Source organism: Spiribacter pallidus (assembly GCF_040838495.1).
Classification (GTDB): Bacteria; Pseudomonadota; Gammaproteobacteria; order Nitrococcales; family Nitrococcaceae; genus Spiribacter; species Spiribacter pallidus.
The window spans coordinates 20691-37274 of record NZ_JBAKFM010000005.1 but is presented as its reverse complement, the minus strand read 5'-3'; the positions used below and the strand labels follow the sequence as shown (position 1 = coordinate 37274).

At 49.0% G+C, this 16584-nt stretch carries 23 protein-coding genes; 12 read left to right on the top strand and 11 right to left on the bottom strand.

Translation table 11 applies throughout. From position 1 onward, the window contains the following. The 12 genes from V6X73_RS09570 to V6X73_RS09445 form a co-directional block, all read left to right on the top strand. Positions 1-200, top strand: a 200-nt coding sequence (locus V6X73_RS09570) for a hypothetical protein (protein WP_407826505.1), incomplete at its 5' end; no start/stop codon positions are given. A gap of 1433 nt (positions 201-1633) precedes the next feature. Next, a complete protein-coding gene (locus tag V6X73_RS09565; protein ID WP_407826504.1) occupies positions 1634-3172 on the top strand; it encodes a coiled-coil domain-containing protein in 1539 nt (512 codons plus the stop codon). Further along, positions 3173-4120: a hypothetical protein gene (locus tag V6X73_RS09490; protein WP_367991192.1), complete on the top strand. Its 948-nt coding sequence runs from the start codon at positions 3173-3175 to the stop codon at positions 4118-4120. It begins immediately after the preceding gene. Continuing rightward, positions 4120-5481 carry a phage major tropism determinant gene (locus V6X73_RS09485; protein WP_367991190.1) on the top strand — a complete coding sequence of 454 codons (1362 nt, stop codon included), beginning with the start codon at positions 4120-4122 and terminating at the stop codon, positions 5479-5481. The genes V6X73_RS09490 and V6X73_RS09485 overlap by 1 nt, the downstream gene beginning before the upstream one ends. 43 nt (positions 5482-5524) lie before the next feature. Continuing rightward, entirely contained in the window at positions 5525-5866 is a 342-nt protein-coding gene (avd, locus tag V6X73_RS09480; RefSeq protein ID WP_367991188.1) for a diversity-generating retroelement protein Avd, read from the top strand. A gap of 285 nt (positions 5867-6151) precedes the next feature. Further along, positions 6152-7126, top strand: coding sequence for a reverse transcriptase/maturase family protein (locus V6X73_RS09475; protein WP_367991186.1), 975 nt, complete (start codon positions 6152-6154; stop codon positions 7124-7126). Beyond that, entirely contained in the window at positions 7119-7580 is a 462-nt protein-coding gene (locus V6X73_RS09470) for a hypothetical protein (protein ID WP_367991184.1), read from the top strand. Before V6X73_RS09475 ends, V6X73_RS09470 begins: the two co-directional genes overlap by 8 nt. Next, positions 7555-7797, top strand: a complete 243-nt coding sequence (locus tag V6X73_RS09465; RefSeq protein ID WP_367991182.1) for a DUF1289 domain-containing protein — start codon at positions 7555-7557, stop codon at positions 7795-7797. The genes V6X73_RS09470 and V6X73_RS09465 overlap by 26 nt, the downstream gene beginning before the upstream one ends. A gap of 1 nt (position 7798) precedes the next feature. Then, positions 7799-8032: a hypothetical protein gene (locus V6X73_RS09460; RefSeq protein WP_367991180.1), complete on the top strand. Its 234-nt coding sequence runs from the start codon at positions 7799-7801 to the stop codon at positions 8030-8032. Between the two features lies 1 nt (position 8033). Continuing rightward, positions 8034-8243 carry a hypothetical protein gene (locus V6X73_RS09455; protein ID WP_367991178.1) on the top strand — a complete coding sequence of 70 codons (210 nt, stop codon included), beginning with the start codon at positions 8034-8036 and terminating at the stop codon, positions 8241-8243. A gap of 2 nt (positions 8244-8245) precedes the next feature. Then, entirely contained in the window at positions 8246-8680 is a 435-nt protein-coding gene (locus tag V6X73_RS09450) for a hypothetical protein (RefSeq protein ID WP_367991176.1), read from the top strand. Beyond that, positions 8680-9024 carry a DUF1353 domain-containing protein gene (locus tag V6X73_RS09445; protein WP_367991174.1) on the top strand — a complete coding sequence of 115 codons (345 nt, stop codon included), beginning with the start codon at positions 8680-8682 and terminating at the stop codon, positions 9022-9024. Before V6X73_RS09450 ends, V6X73_RS09445 begins: the two co-directional genes overlap by 1 nt. Positions 9025-9127: 103 nt before the next feature. Here V6X73_RS09445 and V6X73_RS09440 read toward each other — a convergent pair whose 3' ends face one another. The 11 genes from V6X73_RS09440 to V6X73_RS09390 form a co-directional block, all read right to left on the bottom strand. Then, a complete protein-coding gene (locus V6X73_RS09440) occupies positions 9128-9670 on the bottom strand; it encodes a glycoside hydrolase family protein (RefSeq protein ID WP_367991172.1) in 543 nt (180 codons plus the stop codon). Beyond that, on the bottom strand, positions 9660-9869 hold the full coding sequence (locus V6X73_RS09435; RefSeq protein WP_367991170.1) for a hypothetical protein: 210 nt from the start codon (positions 9867-9869) through the stop codon (positions 9660-9662). Before V6X73_RS09435 ends, V6X73_RS09440 begins: the two co-directional genes overlap by 11 nt. Next, entirely contained in the window at positions 9869-10267 is a 399-nt protein-coding gene (locus V6X73_RS09430) for a hypothetical protein (protein WP_367991168.1), read from the bottom strand. The genes V6X73_RS09435 and V6X73_RS09430 overlap by 1 nt, the downstream gene beginning before the upstream one ends. Position 10268: 1 nt before the next feature. Beyond that, complete coding sequence (gene thyX / locus V6X73_RS09425) at positions 10269-10970, bottom strand: FAD-dependent thymidylate synthase (protein WP_367991166.1); 702 nt, start codon at positions 10968-10970, stop codon at positions 10269-10271. Then, on the bottom strand, positions 10967-11206 hold the full coding sequence (locus tag V6X73_RS09420) for a hypothetical protein (protein WP_367991164.1): 240 nt from the start codon (positions 11204-11206) through the stop codon (positions 10967-10969). The genes thyX and V6X73_RS09420 overlap by 4 nt, the downstream gene beginning before the upstream one ends. A 519-nt stretch (positions 11207-11725) precedes the next feature. Continuing rightward, positions 11726-12565, bottom strand: coding sequence for a glycyl radical enzyme family protein (locus V6X73_RS09415; protein ID WP_367991162.1), 840 nt, complete (start codon positions 12563-12565; stop codon positions 11726-11728). Positions 12566-13341: 776 nt separating this feature from the next. Further along, positions 13342-14346 (bottom strand): glycyl radical enzyme family protein, encoded by a 1005-nt coding sequence (locus V6X73_RS09410; RefSeq protein ID WP_367991160.1) that lies wholly within the window; start codon positions 14344-14346, stop codon positions 13342-13344. Beyond that, the gene (locus V6X73_RS09405; RefSeq protein ID WP_367991158.1) at positions 14343-14720 is read right to left on the bottom strand and encodes a cytidine/deoxycytidylate deaminase family protein; all 378 of its coding nucleotides are present in this window, start codon (positions 14718-14720) and stop codon (positions 14343-14345) included. The genes V6X73_RS09410 and V6X73_RS09405 overlap by 4 nt, the downstream gene beginning before the upstream one ends. Positions 14721-14728: 8 nt before the next feature. Further along, a complete protein-coding gene (locus V6X73_RS09400; protein WP_367991156.1) occupies positions 14729-14983 on the bottom strand; it encodes a hypothetical protein in 255 nt (84 codons plus the stop codon). Then, the gene (locus V6X73_RS09395; RefSeq protein WP_367991154.1) at positions 14976-16115 is read right to left on the bottom strand and encodes a helix-turn-helix domain-containing protein; all 1140 of its coding nucleotides are present in this window, start codon (positions 16113-16115) and stop codon (positions 14976-14978) included. The genes V6X73_RS09400 and V6X73_RS09395 overlap by 8 nt, the downstream gene beginning before the upstream one ends. Positions 16116-16117: 2 nt before the next feature. Next, positions 16118-16540, bottom strand: coding sequence for a PDDEXK family nuclease (locus V6X73_RS09390; protein ID WP_367991152.1), 423 nt, complete (start codon positions 16538-16540; stop codon positions 16118-16120). Positions 16541-16584: the final 44 nt, after the last annotated feature.

Sequence of the window (16584 nt, the reverse complement as noted above, 5' to 3'; positions counted from 1 at the left end):
TGTATTCGGCACGCTTTCAGATCGTGCTGAAGATGCTAAATCTGGCATGCAGTCGTTCATTGACGACTTTAAGCTGGTCGGCATTGAGGTTGATGATCTGCGGGGCAAAAACGGCGAGCAGTTGTTCAGAACGTTTGCAGATGCTATCTCGCAGACAGAGAGTTCAACTCGCAGGCACACTGCTGCTGTTCGGATTTTAGGCGACGACATCGGTAACCGCCTGCTACCTCTTTTGATGCAGGGTACTGACGGAATTGACCGATTCGGCAGTCAAGCAACATTAGCTTCTGAAGACGTAGTACGTGCTGCATCTGATATGCAGACACAGCTAAATGCTGTTGTCGGGCAGATACAAGGCGAACTCACCGTCGCCATGCAAGAGTTCTTAGTTGAGAACAGAGAAGCTATTTTGGGAGCAGCAGAAGCTGTATCAGAACTAGCGAGTGCATTTAGAGAAAACATTGACGCTATTGAAACTGTTGCCAGAATTGCAGGGACATTAGCTGCAATAAAACTAGCTAGTTGGGCGTATGCTGCAGCAGGAGGCGTTGGCTCCCTTGCAGGAGCATTCACCGGATTAAAAACTGCAACGTCATTCCTGCGAGGGCCAGCAGGAATGGCTGTTTTGCTTTTAGAGTTAAGCCGTGGGATCGATAGGGCTGCAGAATCTGCAAAGAACGCAGAAGGTGATATTGAAACTATATCTGAAAAAATAGGAGCATTATACCTAGAAGCAGAAAAGTTTATTTTGGCTGGTGGTCAGTCAATACTTGATTTCATCTTCCCAGAAAACATGCTCTCAGAACCGTCTAGAGCGGCCTCTCGTGTAGAGCAAATAAAAGACATCTTAGATAAGCTGGATGTACTTACAAGTAGACAAACATCGCCTATGCAGCCGCTTAGCGCAGAAGCTGAGCGAAGAATAAATGAAGCAAACCGGGCTCTTTTCTCTTTTGGTCGAGAGATTGAGGAAACAGAAGAAAAGGTAACACGTCTAGACAAAGTTGTTGTAAAGCCTGACATTGAGCCTTTTAGCAATGATCTAAGAGAAGTTCTAGGTCTGACCGTACAGATCCCAGGCGAACTGGAAGAAATACCAAAGGCTGTTGAGAAGGCAAACAATTCTGCAGATGACATGCAGGATACCTTTGAAAGCGTAGCAGACAGCGTAGAGTCCGAGTTCTCTGACGCTTTCTACAACATCTTTGAGGACGGCTTCAGCGCGTTTGACGACTTAGCAGACGGAATCCTTGACATCTTCAAGCGCACGCTTGCTGACATGGCTGCTGTGGCTATCCGCCAGCAGATCGTTATTCCGATTACACAGCAGATTGTTGGTGGCGCTGGAGACATCCTTAGCGGCGGTCAGAGCCTATTGTCTGGCGGTGGCGCAGGGGACTTGCTTGGTAGTTTGACGCAGGCAGGTGCTGGCGCAGACATAGCCTCTAGCTTTGCAAGAAGTGGCGTTGGTCAGTCTCTGGGCCTTAGCACAGCAATCTCTCCTGGGCCGGGTGCCCCGGGCAACTTAGCCCTCACTCAGACAGGCTCTAACATTTCTCAAGCCGCTGGCGCAGCTACATCTTTAGCTGGTATGGGCGGCAATTTGGTCGGAACCGCGATAGGCGGCGGCTCTATGGAATCGAGCATGGGTGCTACCGCTGGACAGTTGGTCGGCGCAGCGATAGGAGGGCCGGTTGGCTCGTTTATCGGTGGTGCTATCGGCGGTGCTGTTGGGGGTGCTCTGGGCGACTCTGAGATGGACAAGGCGATTGCCAAGCAGAAAGAGTCGATAGAGAAGCGCCAAGATGAAACCATCGCAACTATCGCGCAGAACACAAGGCTTAGCGAATCAGAGAAAGAGAGGCGCACTGCTGCCCGGCGCGAAAGAGAGCTTGCTGGTGCTTTAAGTGAAGGCAATCGCATTCGGCTTGAAGGGCTGCACGCACTTGAAGAATATGCGGATCGGTTGCAAGAGATAAACCGCATCAACGATGAGCGGAATGAACTAGAGCGTCGTTATCTAAACGTGATCGGAGATACAGCTTCTCTGCGGCAGTTAGAGTTAGACGCTACTGAGTCAGCGAACCGAGGGATACTGAGCTTCATCTTTTCTCTTGAGGACGCGGCCAAGAAGGTGCAGGAAACTGAATCTAACGCGAGAGAAGCATTCAGAGCTTTGCAGAACACGGTTCGCCGTGAGCAGGATGCCATAGAAGAACGGCTGTCCGGCCCGATTGATGCTCTGAACAGTGCGCTTGACAGTCTTGAAGGCAGGACTCTAACGCAACGCCCTCGACTTGCTAGAACGCAAGCACAGAAATCCCTGAGACTAGCGCGTGAAGAAGGTATAGACACGCTAAGTGAGCGTAATCTTGAAAGGGCGCTAGATGTAGTTGCTGAGCCAAGCCAGCAGCTGTTTGGCAGCTTCACTGACTACCAAAGAGACTTTAAGCAGACTGAAACCTTAGTGCGTGAGCTTCGAGACGATGCAGAGCGCCAGCGTGATACTCAGCTTGGGACATTACAAGCACAACTCGACCAAGGGCGTGAGCAGCTAAACGCACTTTTCGGAATCAACGATAGCGTTCTTACTGTCAGTCAGGCAATGAATAATCTTGGTGCTTCGATTAGTGCAGCGGAATCTGCTCAGCAAAGTTTTGCATCAATCAGTGCGCCGGAGAACGCGCCCAGCTTTGAGGAGCGCCCTACACCTCCTAGCAGCTTGCGTCCGGGGCAGACAAATGACCCGCTCTGGGAAAGTATTGTTGGTCGAGCTTACGAAGAGCATATCGCTGCTTTCGGCACTGACTGGTTCGGAAGCCGAACTACGAACCAAGAACGTCAGGCACAGTTAGCAAGAATGCAAAACGCCTACCTTGATGCTAAAGGATTTGCAGACGGTGGTATGCACGAGGGTGGCCTGCGTATGGTGGGTGAGCGTGGCCCTGAGCTTGAGGTAACAGGCCCGTCAAGAATCTACAGTAACAACGATACTAGAAAGATGATGGGAACGGATGAAATGATTGATGAGATCAGATCATTGCGTGAAGAAGTCGGTGAACTAAGAAGGGAGCAAGGTGAGTCACAGTATCAAATAACTCGTAATACCAAGCGCACACGCGACACGCTTGAGAAGTTCGATATTGATGGTTTGCCACCGGAGCGTACATAGATGATTATTATTAGGCCAACCGACATCCCGCCATACGAAGTCACAAACCCTGAGGCTGTTCTCACCTCTAGCACGGTTCCAGAAACAGCGACAGGTGAGGACAAATACGATAACACTGTGACCTATAATACGGGTGACATTGTATCTGTGCTGGGAGATGTTCAACGTCGTTACGAATCGCTCACTGACAGCAACCTTGATAACTTTCCACCAGATTCGCCAAACGAATGGCTTGATCTTGGCTTTACTAATCGTTGGAAGATGTTTGACGGCGGCACAGGCACTCTGACTAGCCAATCAGATAGCATTGAGGTTGTGCTTGAGCCAGGCGGGCTGGTAAATGCGCTGAGTTTTTTCAATGTTGACGCTAGTGAAATTGAAATTAAAGTTGAGAATGGTAATGGTGTTGTTTATAACAAGACCGCCGATTTTGTTTTGCAGACATCATCTTCAAACTGGTACAGCTATTTCTTTGAAACATTTGGTGCGCGGTTCAGAGATTCTGTGGTTTTGGACATACCGCCAATAGTAGACCCGAAGATAACGGTTACGATTAGTCGTCCGGGTGAGCCAACGGCTTGTGGTCTCTTGCTTATCGGTCGGCAACAGACCCTCGGTGTCACTAACTATGGTTCCAGTGTAAGCATTAGGGACTTTTCTGTTAAGCAAACAGACGAGTTTGGCAACCCGACGGTGGTTGAGAGAGCTTTCGTAAAGCGCGCAGAACTTGATTTGATTGTGAACACTGCGGACGTCGCTAGGATACAGCGTATTCTTGCAGACCGAAGAGCTGAGGCTACAGTTTATATTGGCAGCCCAGATGCCGCATTGTTTGCGGACGATCCGATACACGAAGAGACGTTGGTGTACGGGTATTACGTTGATTTTGATATAGTGCTTTCAGACAAGCGCACATCGAGAGCAACACTTGAAGTAGAGGGACTATAATGACAATCACGAAAATCACGGCGCTACCTCCTGCGCCTGTTATTACTGACACAGAGTCACAATTTGCGAGTAAAGCATCGGCTTTTGTTTCTGCTTTAGACGGCTTCGTTACCGATGCAAACGCTCTGGCATCAGACGTTGATTCGGCGCTGGCTGGAAGTCTGGTACAGTTTGACGGCTTTGCAGGTGTTTGGTCTGCGGGTACGTTTAACTCCGGGCAGGTTGTTTTCCATACGCCAAGCGATGCGTTTTACATTGCTCTGCAAGACGGCGAGACGGCAGAGCCGCCGGGGGGTAATTGGCGGCAGCTTGGCACGGCAGAATCTACTAGCTACGATAACACAACCAGCGGGCTTGCAGCGACCGACGTGCAGGCGGCTATTGATGAGGTGGCGGCAGCATCACCTTCTGGGTATTTTGCAAAAGCCAACCGTGACTCGGTAGCTTGGAATAAGACCGGAAACGATACAGCTGAAACCGGACAGACCATCTATGTCGAGGTGGGCGGCTCGGTACTAGAGATTGCTTCAGGCACTAGTATTGCTATGCCAACCCTTAGCGCTGGCACGGATTACGCCATTTGGGTAGCTCCTGACGGGACGCTAGAGGCAGACGCTTCTTTTAACGTAGCTCCTACTGCTGGTGGTCGTCGTATTGGCGGTTTTCACTATGCGCCGGGCGGCAACGCATCATTCAGCCTTAACGCTGGCGATGGTGGAACAACGCCTCAGATCAACGAGTTTAGCTTTTACGATCTAAAATGGCGGCCTTCTGTTGCTGATCCCCGTGGTTTGACTCTGGTGGGCGACGGTGCTTTTTGGTGTGGCATCTACCATTTAGCAGGAGACCATCTTGTTGGGCCTCCGCATAGGCATGGTGTCAATCCTGCTCGTGACGGAAACCCGCCTGATCTGATTGACGGGTCGGGTAATTACCCCGACGCACAGCCTATGAACATCTTTGAGTCTCTTTGGTATCACGGATTCCGTACACCGCGCGTAGAGGACTTCCAGCTTCTAGCTTTTGGCACCAAAGAAGCGGCATCGCGTGGTAGCGATCCGGGAACGACCGGACTTCCCGGTGGAAGCACAGACGCACAGTTCACCTCGCACTGGGGCGTGATTCAAAGCACAGGCGTTATCAGTCTATGGAGCAACGACAGCATCCTTTCTTCGTCTGCCCAAACACTGCCCAACCCATCTCGCGGCAATCGCTTCCGTGTCGTCCGTTTCGCCACTTTGGGCGGTGCTTGGCCTAATGGGTCGGAATCTGGCTCACGTTATGTCAATACGGATCCCGCGCCTGATTCGAATGCGGGTCTCGGCGGTCGCGGCGTCTGTGACCACCTGATCCTTGAGTAAGGCGGGCGAAAGCCCGACTGACAATCTCGTAAAAGACCCGAGGATGTCAGCCGAGCAAATGCGAATAGTAGAGAAATATGAGCGCGTCATCTCTTATCTCTACCCAATAGCGCAGAGCATACCAAGGAAGCATGGCGTAGCGAGGGAATTGTTTATTCGCTGCCTCCTTGAGCAAGTAGACCTGTTTATGGTAGCAGGCAAGTCCAACCAAATATCTAAGTTGTACTCAGCAGACGCTGGACTAGCGATGCTTAGGTTTTGGTTAAGGTTTCTTAGGACAAACATTTCCCATTTGACTAAGAAGCAGCACGAACATTCTTTAGCACTTATATCAGAGCCTGCATCAATGTTAGGCGAGTGGATAAAGAATAAGAAAAAAGGGTGACTGGGGTAAAGAGGCCGTTTCGCCAATTTGGGCGGTAATTGGAATAATGGGTCGAAATCTGGCTCACGTTATGTCAATACGAATACCGCGACTAATTCGAATACGAATATCGGCGGTCGCGGCGTCTGTGACGACCGAACCGCGCTCTGTGTACGCAAAGGCTACACAGGCCGATCACTTAACACAGGTGGTCAGCTCAGTCATCCTGCTTCGGCAAATACACTACTAGGTTTGGCATAACGTGGAGTATGCAAAAAGCTGAAATACGGAGCCAGCATTTTTATTATGGGAAAGAAGTACAAACGCTTGTTTGAGGATATTGTCTCTGAGACTAACTTTGACATAGCGTACAAAAAGACGGCAAAGGACAAGCGTAGATCACACAGTTACCTAGAGTTCAAAGAGTATGCTGCTCTTAACCTAAAACTGCTGCGTGAAGAGATAGCATATAAAGCCTATATTATGGGCGATTACAGGCAGTTCAAGATATTCGACCCAAAAGAAAGACTTATATCTGCTCTGCCATTTAGAGATAGAATAGTTCAACACGCAATCAACAACGTGATTGAGCCAATCTTTGAGAAAACGCTGTTGCCTTATACTTTTGCTTGCAGGCCCAATAAAGGCACACACGCCGGGGTTGTCTACATTCAATCTTGCTTGAGAAAGCCACAAGCTACACACACACTGAAAACAGACTTCAGTAAGTACTTTCCTAGCATCAATAGATCTAGGCTATATCAAGAGATTGAAGCTAAGATTAAGTGTAGAGATACGCTTGATTTAATCAAGACCATAGTTCCTGATACTGGAACAGGACTGCACATAGGTAGCTTAAGCTCTCAGTTGTGGGCAAATGTGTACGGTGGCATTGCTGATAAGTTCATACACCATGAACTCAAGCCTTTTGCTTGGGCTAGGTACATGGATGACATTGTGGTAGTAGATAACGATAGCGTTAAACTACGAGATATGAAAGATCGCTTAGAGCAATTCTCTAAGGAAGAGATGCGAATGGACTTCTCTAAATGGTCAGTACAGAGTCTATCAAGAGGCGTTAATTTTCTAGGCTACAGGATGTGGCCGGGATATAAGCTAATCAGAAAAGACTCTGTAAAAAGAGCTAAGAAAAAGATCGCCATGTTCAAGAAGATGAACGATCAAGGCGGCTTGGATAGATTTTCTGCTGCTTGGAAAGGGCATGTCTCTTGGGCAGACTCACACAATCTTCTTAAGACATTGGAGATAGACTATGTTTAATTCACGAAAAGACCTTGATGCTGCGCCAGCAGAACAGAGAGAAAAGTTCTTGGGGCTTCTTGCAGCCTCAATTAACAAATGGTCTTGGGATGGCGCTGAATGGGTGTTAGAGCAAAACACAACAGAGATTGAGAAGTTTGGCTTTACTCTTGATGACTTTCCAGAAGCAGCAGTACCTGATAAGCCCGACTACAACCCCGACGAACGCGCATTGCAGCAGGCCAGAGAATCCGCATCCCTATCCCGCGCTGACTTCAAGTTAGGCCTGCTAGAAATGGGCGAGCTAGATAACGTTCAAGCACTGATGGATGACCCTGCTACCGACCCTCGCATTAAGATTATGTGGGAAGATTCTGGGCGGTTTGAGCGTATGCACCCTGATCTACTAAGCCTAGCACAAGTTATGGGATACACAGAGGATCAGATTGATGACATATTCGGCATCAACAGTTGATTCTCCCTCCGGCTCGGAAACTTCCTCGCCCTCCGTCGATTATATCAAATCTTCACACGGTGCTTCCGTGGGGTCACCTTGCGTGGACGTGTGTGAGTCAGACAGTGACTTTGTTTGCATCGGGTGTAGAAGAACAATAGAGGAAGTACTCAAGTGGCCTGAATACACAGACGAGCAGAAGAAAGCCGTCTTAGACCGACTCTTTGGAGACAACTGACATGGAACCAACACTAATCATCAACGTCCTCCTATCTGTTGTCCTGATGGGTATGGGGTGGTGGATGAACACTATCTGGCAAGCAGTCAAGCGTCTCCAATCTGATATGTCTGAGATGGAGCGGCACGCTACCGAGACGTATGTTCGTCGTGATGATTACCGTGATGACATGTCAGAAATTAAAGCCTTAATCCGTCAGATTCTCTCCAAGCTCGATGACAAGGCAGATAGATAACATGGCTATTACAGATAAACAAAGGAAAGAAATCACACAAATACAACGGGCCATTGAAGGTGCTAAAGGCTCTGCTGAAATCAGCGCAGCCACTGTGTCTGTCCTGTTAGCAGGTTTAAGCAGCATGTTTGGTATCCCTTTGACGCCAGAAATGATTGCGGCGGGTTCTGCTTTGCTCGCTGGAATTGGCAACAGAATTACAAGGGGATAATGATGAGAGTAAGTGTTCTAGCGCTAATCCTCACACTTCTGTCGGGCTGTGCAGCAATAGAATTTGCAGAGAACAACCCCTATGTCGCCGCCGCAGCGGTGCAAGCAGCTACAGTTAAGTTTATTGATGAGTCAAGCACCTCACTGTACAGAGCTGGGGATGTCATTGCTGTGGCTGAATTAACAAAAGAACAAGTAAACACAGATCAAGCAGCCACACTCTCAGCGGTGTCTGATCTAGTAAGAGGTCTAGTAGACTGGAATAGTCTTAATCAGTATGAAACGCTACTGTTATCATCGGTCATTGATTCTATAGAAAGCAGGTTGCTTGATGACATCGGCGCTGGGCTTTTGAGTGAACAAGATAAGGTCAGGGTCAATCATTTCTTGGACTGGGTTATTGAGGCAGCAGAAATGTACAAGATGAGGAACCAGTGATGTTTCTTAGTAGCCTTAATCTCAAATATAAAGTAGAAGATAACAGATGGGTTCTATCGCGTGCTCTACTGTATAGAACAGAAGGTGGCTGGGAAGTTGAAGTACCGAAGGGGTACAGCACAGACTTAGACTCTGTGCCTAGAATCCCGTTTGTGTACGCTTGGTTAAAAGGTCAAGCAACGAAATCCGCTGTTGTGCATGACTGGCTATACGATCAAAAGTACAACCGCAGGAGAGCCGACAAGATTTTGTTAGAAGCCATGAAGGACGAAGGAGTCGCTCGAACAAAAAGATGGGCAATCTACTTAGGAGTGAGAGCCTTCGGGTGGTTAGCGTATCTGTAACGCAATATGTCTGGCCTATAGATAAAAAGAAGCCCGCGTATAGCGGGCCACATAATAAGAAGCTCTTTTGTCCCTGCCCGGCCTAGCGCCGGGTTTTTTGTATCTAAAGGTAGTCTTTTAGTGCGTTGTACCTAGATGGATTCTGTGCGATAAGAATACCTAGAGTATCTTCGTATTTATCTCCAGCCAACAGGATAGCGTTATCTACAGCCCGAGTCTTGACTTGCTGTGCGTACTGACTGTCAAGCAACTCAGCCGCAGCTTGGGCGCTATCATCGTTGTCGATGGCGTGCAGCATGCCTTCAAAAGTAAGCAGTCCTGCGACACCCATATTGTAAGCCATATCTAACAGAACAGTCTGCTCCTCTTTGTTACACATTGGCCAAATAGCGAGCCATTCTTCAAGGGCATCCTGCGTCTTTTCAAGATCGTGCCGCAACAACATCTCAGCCCAATTCTCTGCTGCTGAAGCATTGATCCATTCTGTGCGGTTAAACAGTACTATCAACTCATCAATAGACAGAGAGTTATCCTCTAAGTTGCGTCCGTAACCGATAGTAACCTTGCCCACAGTATCCTTATAGGGCTTAGTCTCATACCCTTCGTGCTTTTTGACACGCTCAATCAGTTTATCACTAATCGTCATCTTTATTACCTCGACGGTTGAACAAGTGATACAGCAAGTCCTGTGCAGCCTGCTGCTGTCGCTGTTGGTTATAGGCGATGTATCCAATCAACAGCGCCCAGATAAGCATGGGAGTGAACACAGCAAGCCAGGGCCAAGCAATGTGGCCCGTTAGCTTTAGTCCAATTAGCAAAAGTGCCAGTGCTTGCAGAAACAGCATTATTCGCTCCCGTACTCCATGTGAATCAGGATTTCTAGCGTGTGGATGGCTTTCTCCAAATCAACCTTCCCACCCTTGTCGCCGTAGCGAGTGATGTAACTGATAGCCTCTGACTGTAGGTTGTTAAGCCCATTCTTGTAACAGTACTCAGCGGGCTGGATCGGGTACTTGTTGTAGTGACTGCCAGATACTTGCTTCTTCATGGGGTTATTGTTGAGGCCCATGGATTCAGCAAGCGTGGTTGGTGGCACTTTAGGCCCACGCTGGTGGGTAATACGATTCACTAGCGGGTCAACTACGCCCCGCTCTTCCCGTGGTACGCGGTCGTAATCTTCTTCTGGACAACCCATCAACCTGTTCTCCCACATAAATGTATCGTCTGTGTGCAGTTCAGCCATATTATTCCTCGCAAACGTAATCGGTGATCTTAGAGAATACCTTGCCGATCTGTTCAGCGCAAACCTTGGCTACTTCCTTATGTTCCTTCTGAGTACCGTTACCAGATCGTAAAGCGATGTAATGAACCCAAGAGCGTAGACTCCCGTTCATGTGTAGCCTTGAACCCATCATACCCTCTGGCAATACGGCCCTCGCTTGCTCCTTAGCAATGCCGTTGTCAATGGCCCAACGGTAGGCGTGTTCTGCTGCATTACGGACTTGCCATTGCTGGGTTCTCCAAGCATAGTGCTTACTAAGGTTCTCATCACTCTCGTCTGGGTCAATCTCGATTGAGTTCTGCCGATCCTTGGTGTCCTGTAGCCTAGCCTCTCGCTGCACAAAGTCCAAGTCTTTAGTTGGGTCTGAGTACCGCTGACTATACTCTTGGAAAGCAAAGCTGCGGTGACGGACAATCTGGTGGGCAATATCGCGAGTCGTCTTGATCTCGATAACGACATTGACCATCTCCAGAGGCGACCAGTGTGCTTCCCGAGTAAGGAAGTCTACAAGCCTCTCAGCAGTCCGCTGATTGTACTCGTTCTTCGGGTTACTCACCCGAGCAAAGTAAGCTACTAAGTCTAGTAAGCCTGGCTCTTCAGCCCAGTTGTCCAGCAACTCGGGGTTAAGCTGTGTGTAAGCAATCAAGTTAGCTTCGGTAGTCACTTCCTTTCTCCAATTCCAAATGAGATTGTGTACGAGGCAAGGGACAAGATAAATCCTACACCCGCTGTGCCTACGTCAATTAAGATATTGTACTGTTTCTTATAGCCAAAGTCACCTCTAGTAATGTCTCCTTGAAGCAGCCACCTGTCTGTAAGGTCTACTAGGCCAAAGCCTGCACCCCAGCAAGGAGTATTATCAAACTCATCTTTCCAGTACCACTTATCAAACCACTTCATCTCTAAAACCTCGTAACAACGTCTGTTAGTCCGCTATTCCAGTTAGAAATAGCCTCTTCCCTGCTGTCACCAAAAACCATTCTGCCGCAACCAGTGTTGTGTAGTTGGCAAACAACCAGCCAAGAGTATACAGGGCCGTTTTTACCAAAGTATTTTACCATCTCTGGATACACAGTATCAATCAAGTCATTCGGTGCGTTCCAATCCTTGCCACAAAGACAGCAAGGCTCTAGTTCACTCATAACCAAAACTCCGCACATTACACTGACTTGCTAACATGATTGGGTTATGCTTTGGAACGCATAAACCTATAGTATGCGATACAGCCCATATCATCCTAGCCCAATCAAACCTCCGATTCCGTGATTAGCGATAGCGTTCGTGATGATAGCTGTGCAGGTGAGAATGTGGAGGATGACCCACGCTGTGCGGATCAGAGCCACCACATCTGCCCTGCGGCTATCGGAGTAGGCTTTAGTGCCTATGGCCTTGCACCAATACTCCCAAGCCTTTCTCATGTTACGTCACGATACAGCCGTCGGCGCCGCAAGCAATCTCTCCAGTCAAGTCAGTATTATCCTCTTCTTCCTTTACCTGTGTCAAGTCGATAGAAGTAAGGGCCGATTCCATGATCTCGTACTGCTCTTGTGTGATGTCCTCAAAGGGTGCCTGCTTGTAGGTGCCACCCATGTAAGGCAGGACAGAGATACCGTTGAAGTGATTACGGTTCTTCCACATCCAATCGCCTACCTGCTGCCACTGGTCATCCTTGACAGATACAGTGACAGAGACGTTATGACTGTTCTGGCCATCACGGTGTCCTGCTCGTACCCACTCTTCGTTGAACCGAGAGACACGCTTGAGAAGTTCCATCGGGGACTCATGCCGAAGAATAGCGCCCTCCGGTGCCTTCTGTGGAATCTCGATCACAGCCTGATCGTTAGGACGGAAGTACTCATCCTCAACCAACTCAGGGTGATTCTCTTGTAAATAGGTGTAGATAGCCTCGTCCTTGCCTACGCGCATACGGCGAATGTAGAAGTCATTGTGCCAAGCGTGAATACCGGAGCTAGTTCCTAGCACAAGACTGCTGGTGCCTGACGGCTTAATCGTCGTGGTACGCGCCGCCTTGTTGATGCCTAACTTCTTAGCCACGCGCTCATTCTCTTCCAGCACAGCCTTGGTTGCCTGCTCTAGGTCAAGATCAAGTACAGCGCCAGACGCAATGCCTGTCATACCTACCCCGATGAGAGCATCCTTCTCTGTCGTCTCCTGCCACACGTCACGCAGATAGTGAAAGTCAGTGTAGCCAGCCTGTAGCGTACCGATAAAAGCCGCTGCTGCTGCCCTTTCGTTCAAGTCCTGCTGATTTTTTACATCAGAGACATTTAGCTCGCATAAGTTCAGTTATGTTCAACGATGGTCGCTAATCATCGTCGGGGACGTTAGACAAAACCCAACGGGCAAAATTGTGGAGATCGACGTTAGTAGCCGCAGCCTTCATCGCGTTAGCTCTCTGAGAGATCACCTGTATATTGTCAGGTGTGTAGCCACGCGAATTGTCGATTCTGTCAAGAGAAGGCGAGTTATGGTACGCGCCGGGCCGACCAGAGTTTACGTTAATTTCGTAGCCAAGAACGGGACATCTGTCAGGGATAACAATGTCGTCTACTGTTATCGAGAACTCTCTGCCGTTGTTCTTAGCCCTCTGTTTGGCTCGATTATACATCCTAGTCTCTGGTCTGTAAGACTTCACGCGACTGCTGTTGCATTGCTTACACAGGGTCATGCCGCTTGTCTTCTCAAAAACCTTGCCACACCCGGTGCATTCCCGATGTGTATCAGAGACTAAGTAACCTTCTCTGTTCTTCTCCATTTTGCCTCCAGCAATTCTGTAAACTTCAGGGTACACCCTATTTTTACATTTTGCTGGCGTCTTGTCAACCCACCTACATGTTTCCATGTAGCTCAGACTATATCATCACCCTTCATGGGTGCCGGGCGCTTCGGGCCGCTTGGCCCTACTCCTTTCGGATAGTCGTTGAACCTTCCTCTTTCGAGGCTTGGCTGCTGATTGCCCTCGACTCTACGTTAGGGGTTCCCAGCAATTCACCCGGTTTTACTTCTGCTAACTATTAACAGAATTGATAGGGGCGCAGACCAATTTCCGCGCAAGGGTTAGTGCCCCAGTCCTTGTCATTGCTAAAAATCACACCCGGCTCACCAGACTCTGACGCCACGATCTTGTCCCACAGTTCGTCAAAGTCTCGACGGCTGACCTTGTGTCGAAGGATGACAGCAGAGTTGTTAGCACGCCCACGGTGAGGTGCAGTCTCCCACCAAGCCCCATGCTTGGCTGTAATCATCTCTTCATCGTCCATGCTGAACAGCGAAATAAGTGCAGCACGACGAATGCCTCCAGCCAGAACGGCATCAGCGATGTAGCACATAATGTCGTGGACTTGGATCGGCTGTAGCTGTACGCCACGCCCGCCGTCCTCTAGCGCAATGTCAAACACCTTTTCAATGTTGTGCAGACAGTCCTTTAGCGGCTGTGGGCCTGGTGCCTTACCACCGCTAGTAATCAGTGCAGCGCCTTTGGGGCGAATGTCAGAGAAGTCAAACACAGGACGCGGCTTCCCGTAGAAGTACGCCTCACACAGAATCTTTACTGCGTCCGCCCAACCTTCGATGCTGTCTCCAACTAGGAACCGCTTTTTCTTTTTCAGCGGCCCGACAACAGCAGGCAGTTCACGCACATGGTGCTTCTGTACACTGTAACCTACACCTGTGCCGCCCAGCAGCAAGAACATGGCCTCTGCAAAGCTATCCGGGTGATCTACTGGCATGTACGCACAGTTGAAGATGCGGTTTGGGCTATTCTGGATCGGCTTGCCCCCAAACTGTAGCGAACGCATAGATGGCAGCACTTTTTTAGGCAGCACAAAGTTCTTGTACACCTGCTGAATCTCTTTCTTCAGCTTAGGGTACTTGTTGATGTGCATAGCCATGTTGCGCTCAACCAGTTCTTCCCAAGTCTCGCGCCGACCAATTTCAGGAATGTATTTGCTGTACTTGGTAAATACCGTAATGTCGGACAAAATCTCTGCTGACTTCGTTGTGATTGCTTGTTCTGTCATAGTTTCTCGAACCCTTTATCTGTTGAAAACCAAACTTCGTTTACTTGCGCTTCTTCTAGTGCTAGTCGGCAGATCGGGCAAGGCTTGCTGTTGCGCAGTTCGCAACGCTTGTTAATCCTTGCCACTACTACCGTCTCTATATCATCTCTCGCTCTAATTAATGCGGCTATCTCTGCGTGTAAACTTACCTTCTGATCCTTGCCTGTACGTCTGGCGTACTCTGCTTGCATCGGGTGAGTCTTTCGAGAGTTCGTAGCCCAACTAACAATCTGTCCTTTCTTGTCCAAACAGATTGCAGCGTGACGAAACTTTGCCTCGCTTTGCTTTGCGTAGTCTATCACCTTGTCAATGTAGTCCTCTCTAAGCTCGTCCAAGGTGCCTCCTACTGTGTTGTTGATGTTAAATACTCTTCAACAAGGGCACAGATATTCTCAAACAGTTTTTGTGTATCAGATAACTCGCCATTCGGCCCCTCGAACTCAGAGTCAAACATAGCCGTGTGATATGCAGCAAGCCCTGTTTCTGGATGCTCTAAAATAGTCAACTGACCGATAGCCGTGTGTTCATTCAAGAACTCTTTTACATCTTCCTGCTCCTCATCAAACTCTTCACCAAACTCAACTGTTTTATCAGACATCGTACAATCGCCTCACTAGGTCAACGGAACAAACACTGCGGCTCATCTCACCGCAGTTCGGATCATAAGTAATAACCTTCATGTCTCGGCCAGACAGATAGCCGTGTTGTACCGCATATGCGTCACCAGCAGACATCGTGCGGAACTGCTCTACAATGCAGCCGTTGTACTCTACACGGTTGTCGTGGTGGTGATGCCCACGGAAGAAATAGCGGTGTTTTGTCTGGCCCCAGTCTTCTGGTCGCTCAGTCGCCATGATACCGGGCAAGTCTCGATCCTTGGTCTGATGACCGTGTGTTGCTCCGATCAAGACTTTACCGAACTTGATATACTGCCGACTGCTAGGGCTATCCAGAACTTCTACTCTAGGCTCGTCCCTGTACAGCATCTTGAATGCAGAACGTAGCGCGTGGCCCAGAATCTCATCGTGATTACCGGCAATGCTGACGAACTGCACTCTTTCGTGCCTCTCCAACGCTTTCTCGATGCAGTGGCGCAGAGCAATCATCCCTTGGTTTATGACACGCGGCATACGAGTATCTACGTCCAAGACGTTCTTGCTGCGGCTGGTCACCCCGTCCATGTTCTCGGCGTGGAAGAAGTCTCCAAGCTGCATTATGACGCAGGTTTTAGATCGCGGGGCCATGTCTACAAGATAGCCAACAGACGCTGTGAGTGCAGTAATTGCTTTCTCAGTGTCATAGTCCTCTCCAACTTCTTGGCCCCAAGCGTACATGCCAACGTGCATGTCAGTGATCGGTATGACCGACATTAGGTTGTCAGCAACGTCCGAGGATTTCTTAGGGGTTGCAGGCTCAATCTGCTGGGTCAGAGCCTCTACGGCTTCCTTGGCTGCTTCAATCTGTTGCTGTTTGTCAAGGGCTGTCTTGACCCACTCCAATTTAGGCTCGCCAGTTTCGGCGTCAAGTAAAGTGGACGTTCCACGGACAATATGTCCTTCAGGAATCTCGAAGCCGGTGGGTTGCACCTGCTCACCTGCCTCTTTAGATCGGATGTTAGCAATCCTACGCTCCAATGTTCTACGGTTAATGCCAAGGTGGATAGCAGCAGCCGCCTGACTGCCCATCTCTTCCACCGCTGCAATGATCTGCTCATCTGTATACCGTTTCATCTCTAAACCACCCAGTCGCTAGGGATTTGCTCGCCAACGTGATATATAAACCCGTTGCGCTCACACCAATCAGAATACCTTTGCTTTTTCTTTCTTGTCAACCAGTTGTTAGCTTGGAACAGCATCCTAATGTCAAGATCGGGGTTGCAGCGTCTCACTGCCAACATCTTAGTCCGCATCTCTCCAGTAAACTTTCCCTTGATCTCTACAACGATGCCGTTTCCAAGTACCACATCAGGTGTGTAGTTACGCTCTTTGAGTATTACTTTGTGACCACAATTTGCACAGTATGCGGGCCTGACTTCTGTGGTGTAAGCAATTTGGTAAGGTTCGTAAGTAAAGTCAATACGCCTGTTTCTTAGATTATTGCAAACACGTTCTTCCAGCTTGCTTCTGTAGTTAGGTTTCTTCGTCGGCCTCGCCATAGGCGCGCTCCCAGTCAAAGATACTCCAAGATGGATAAAGGAAA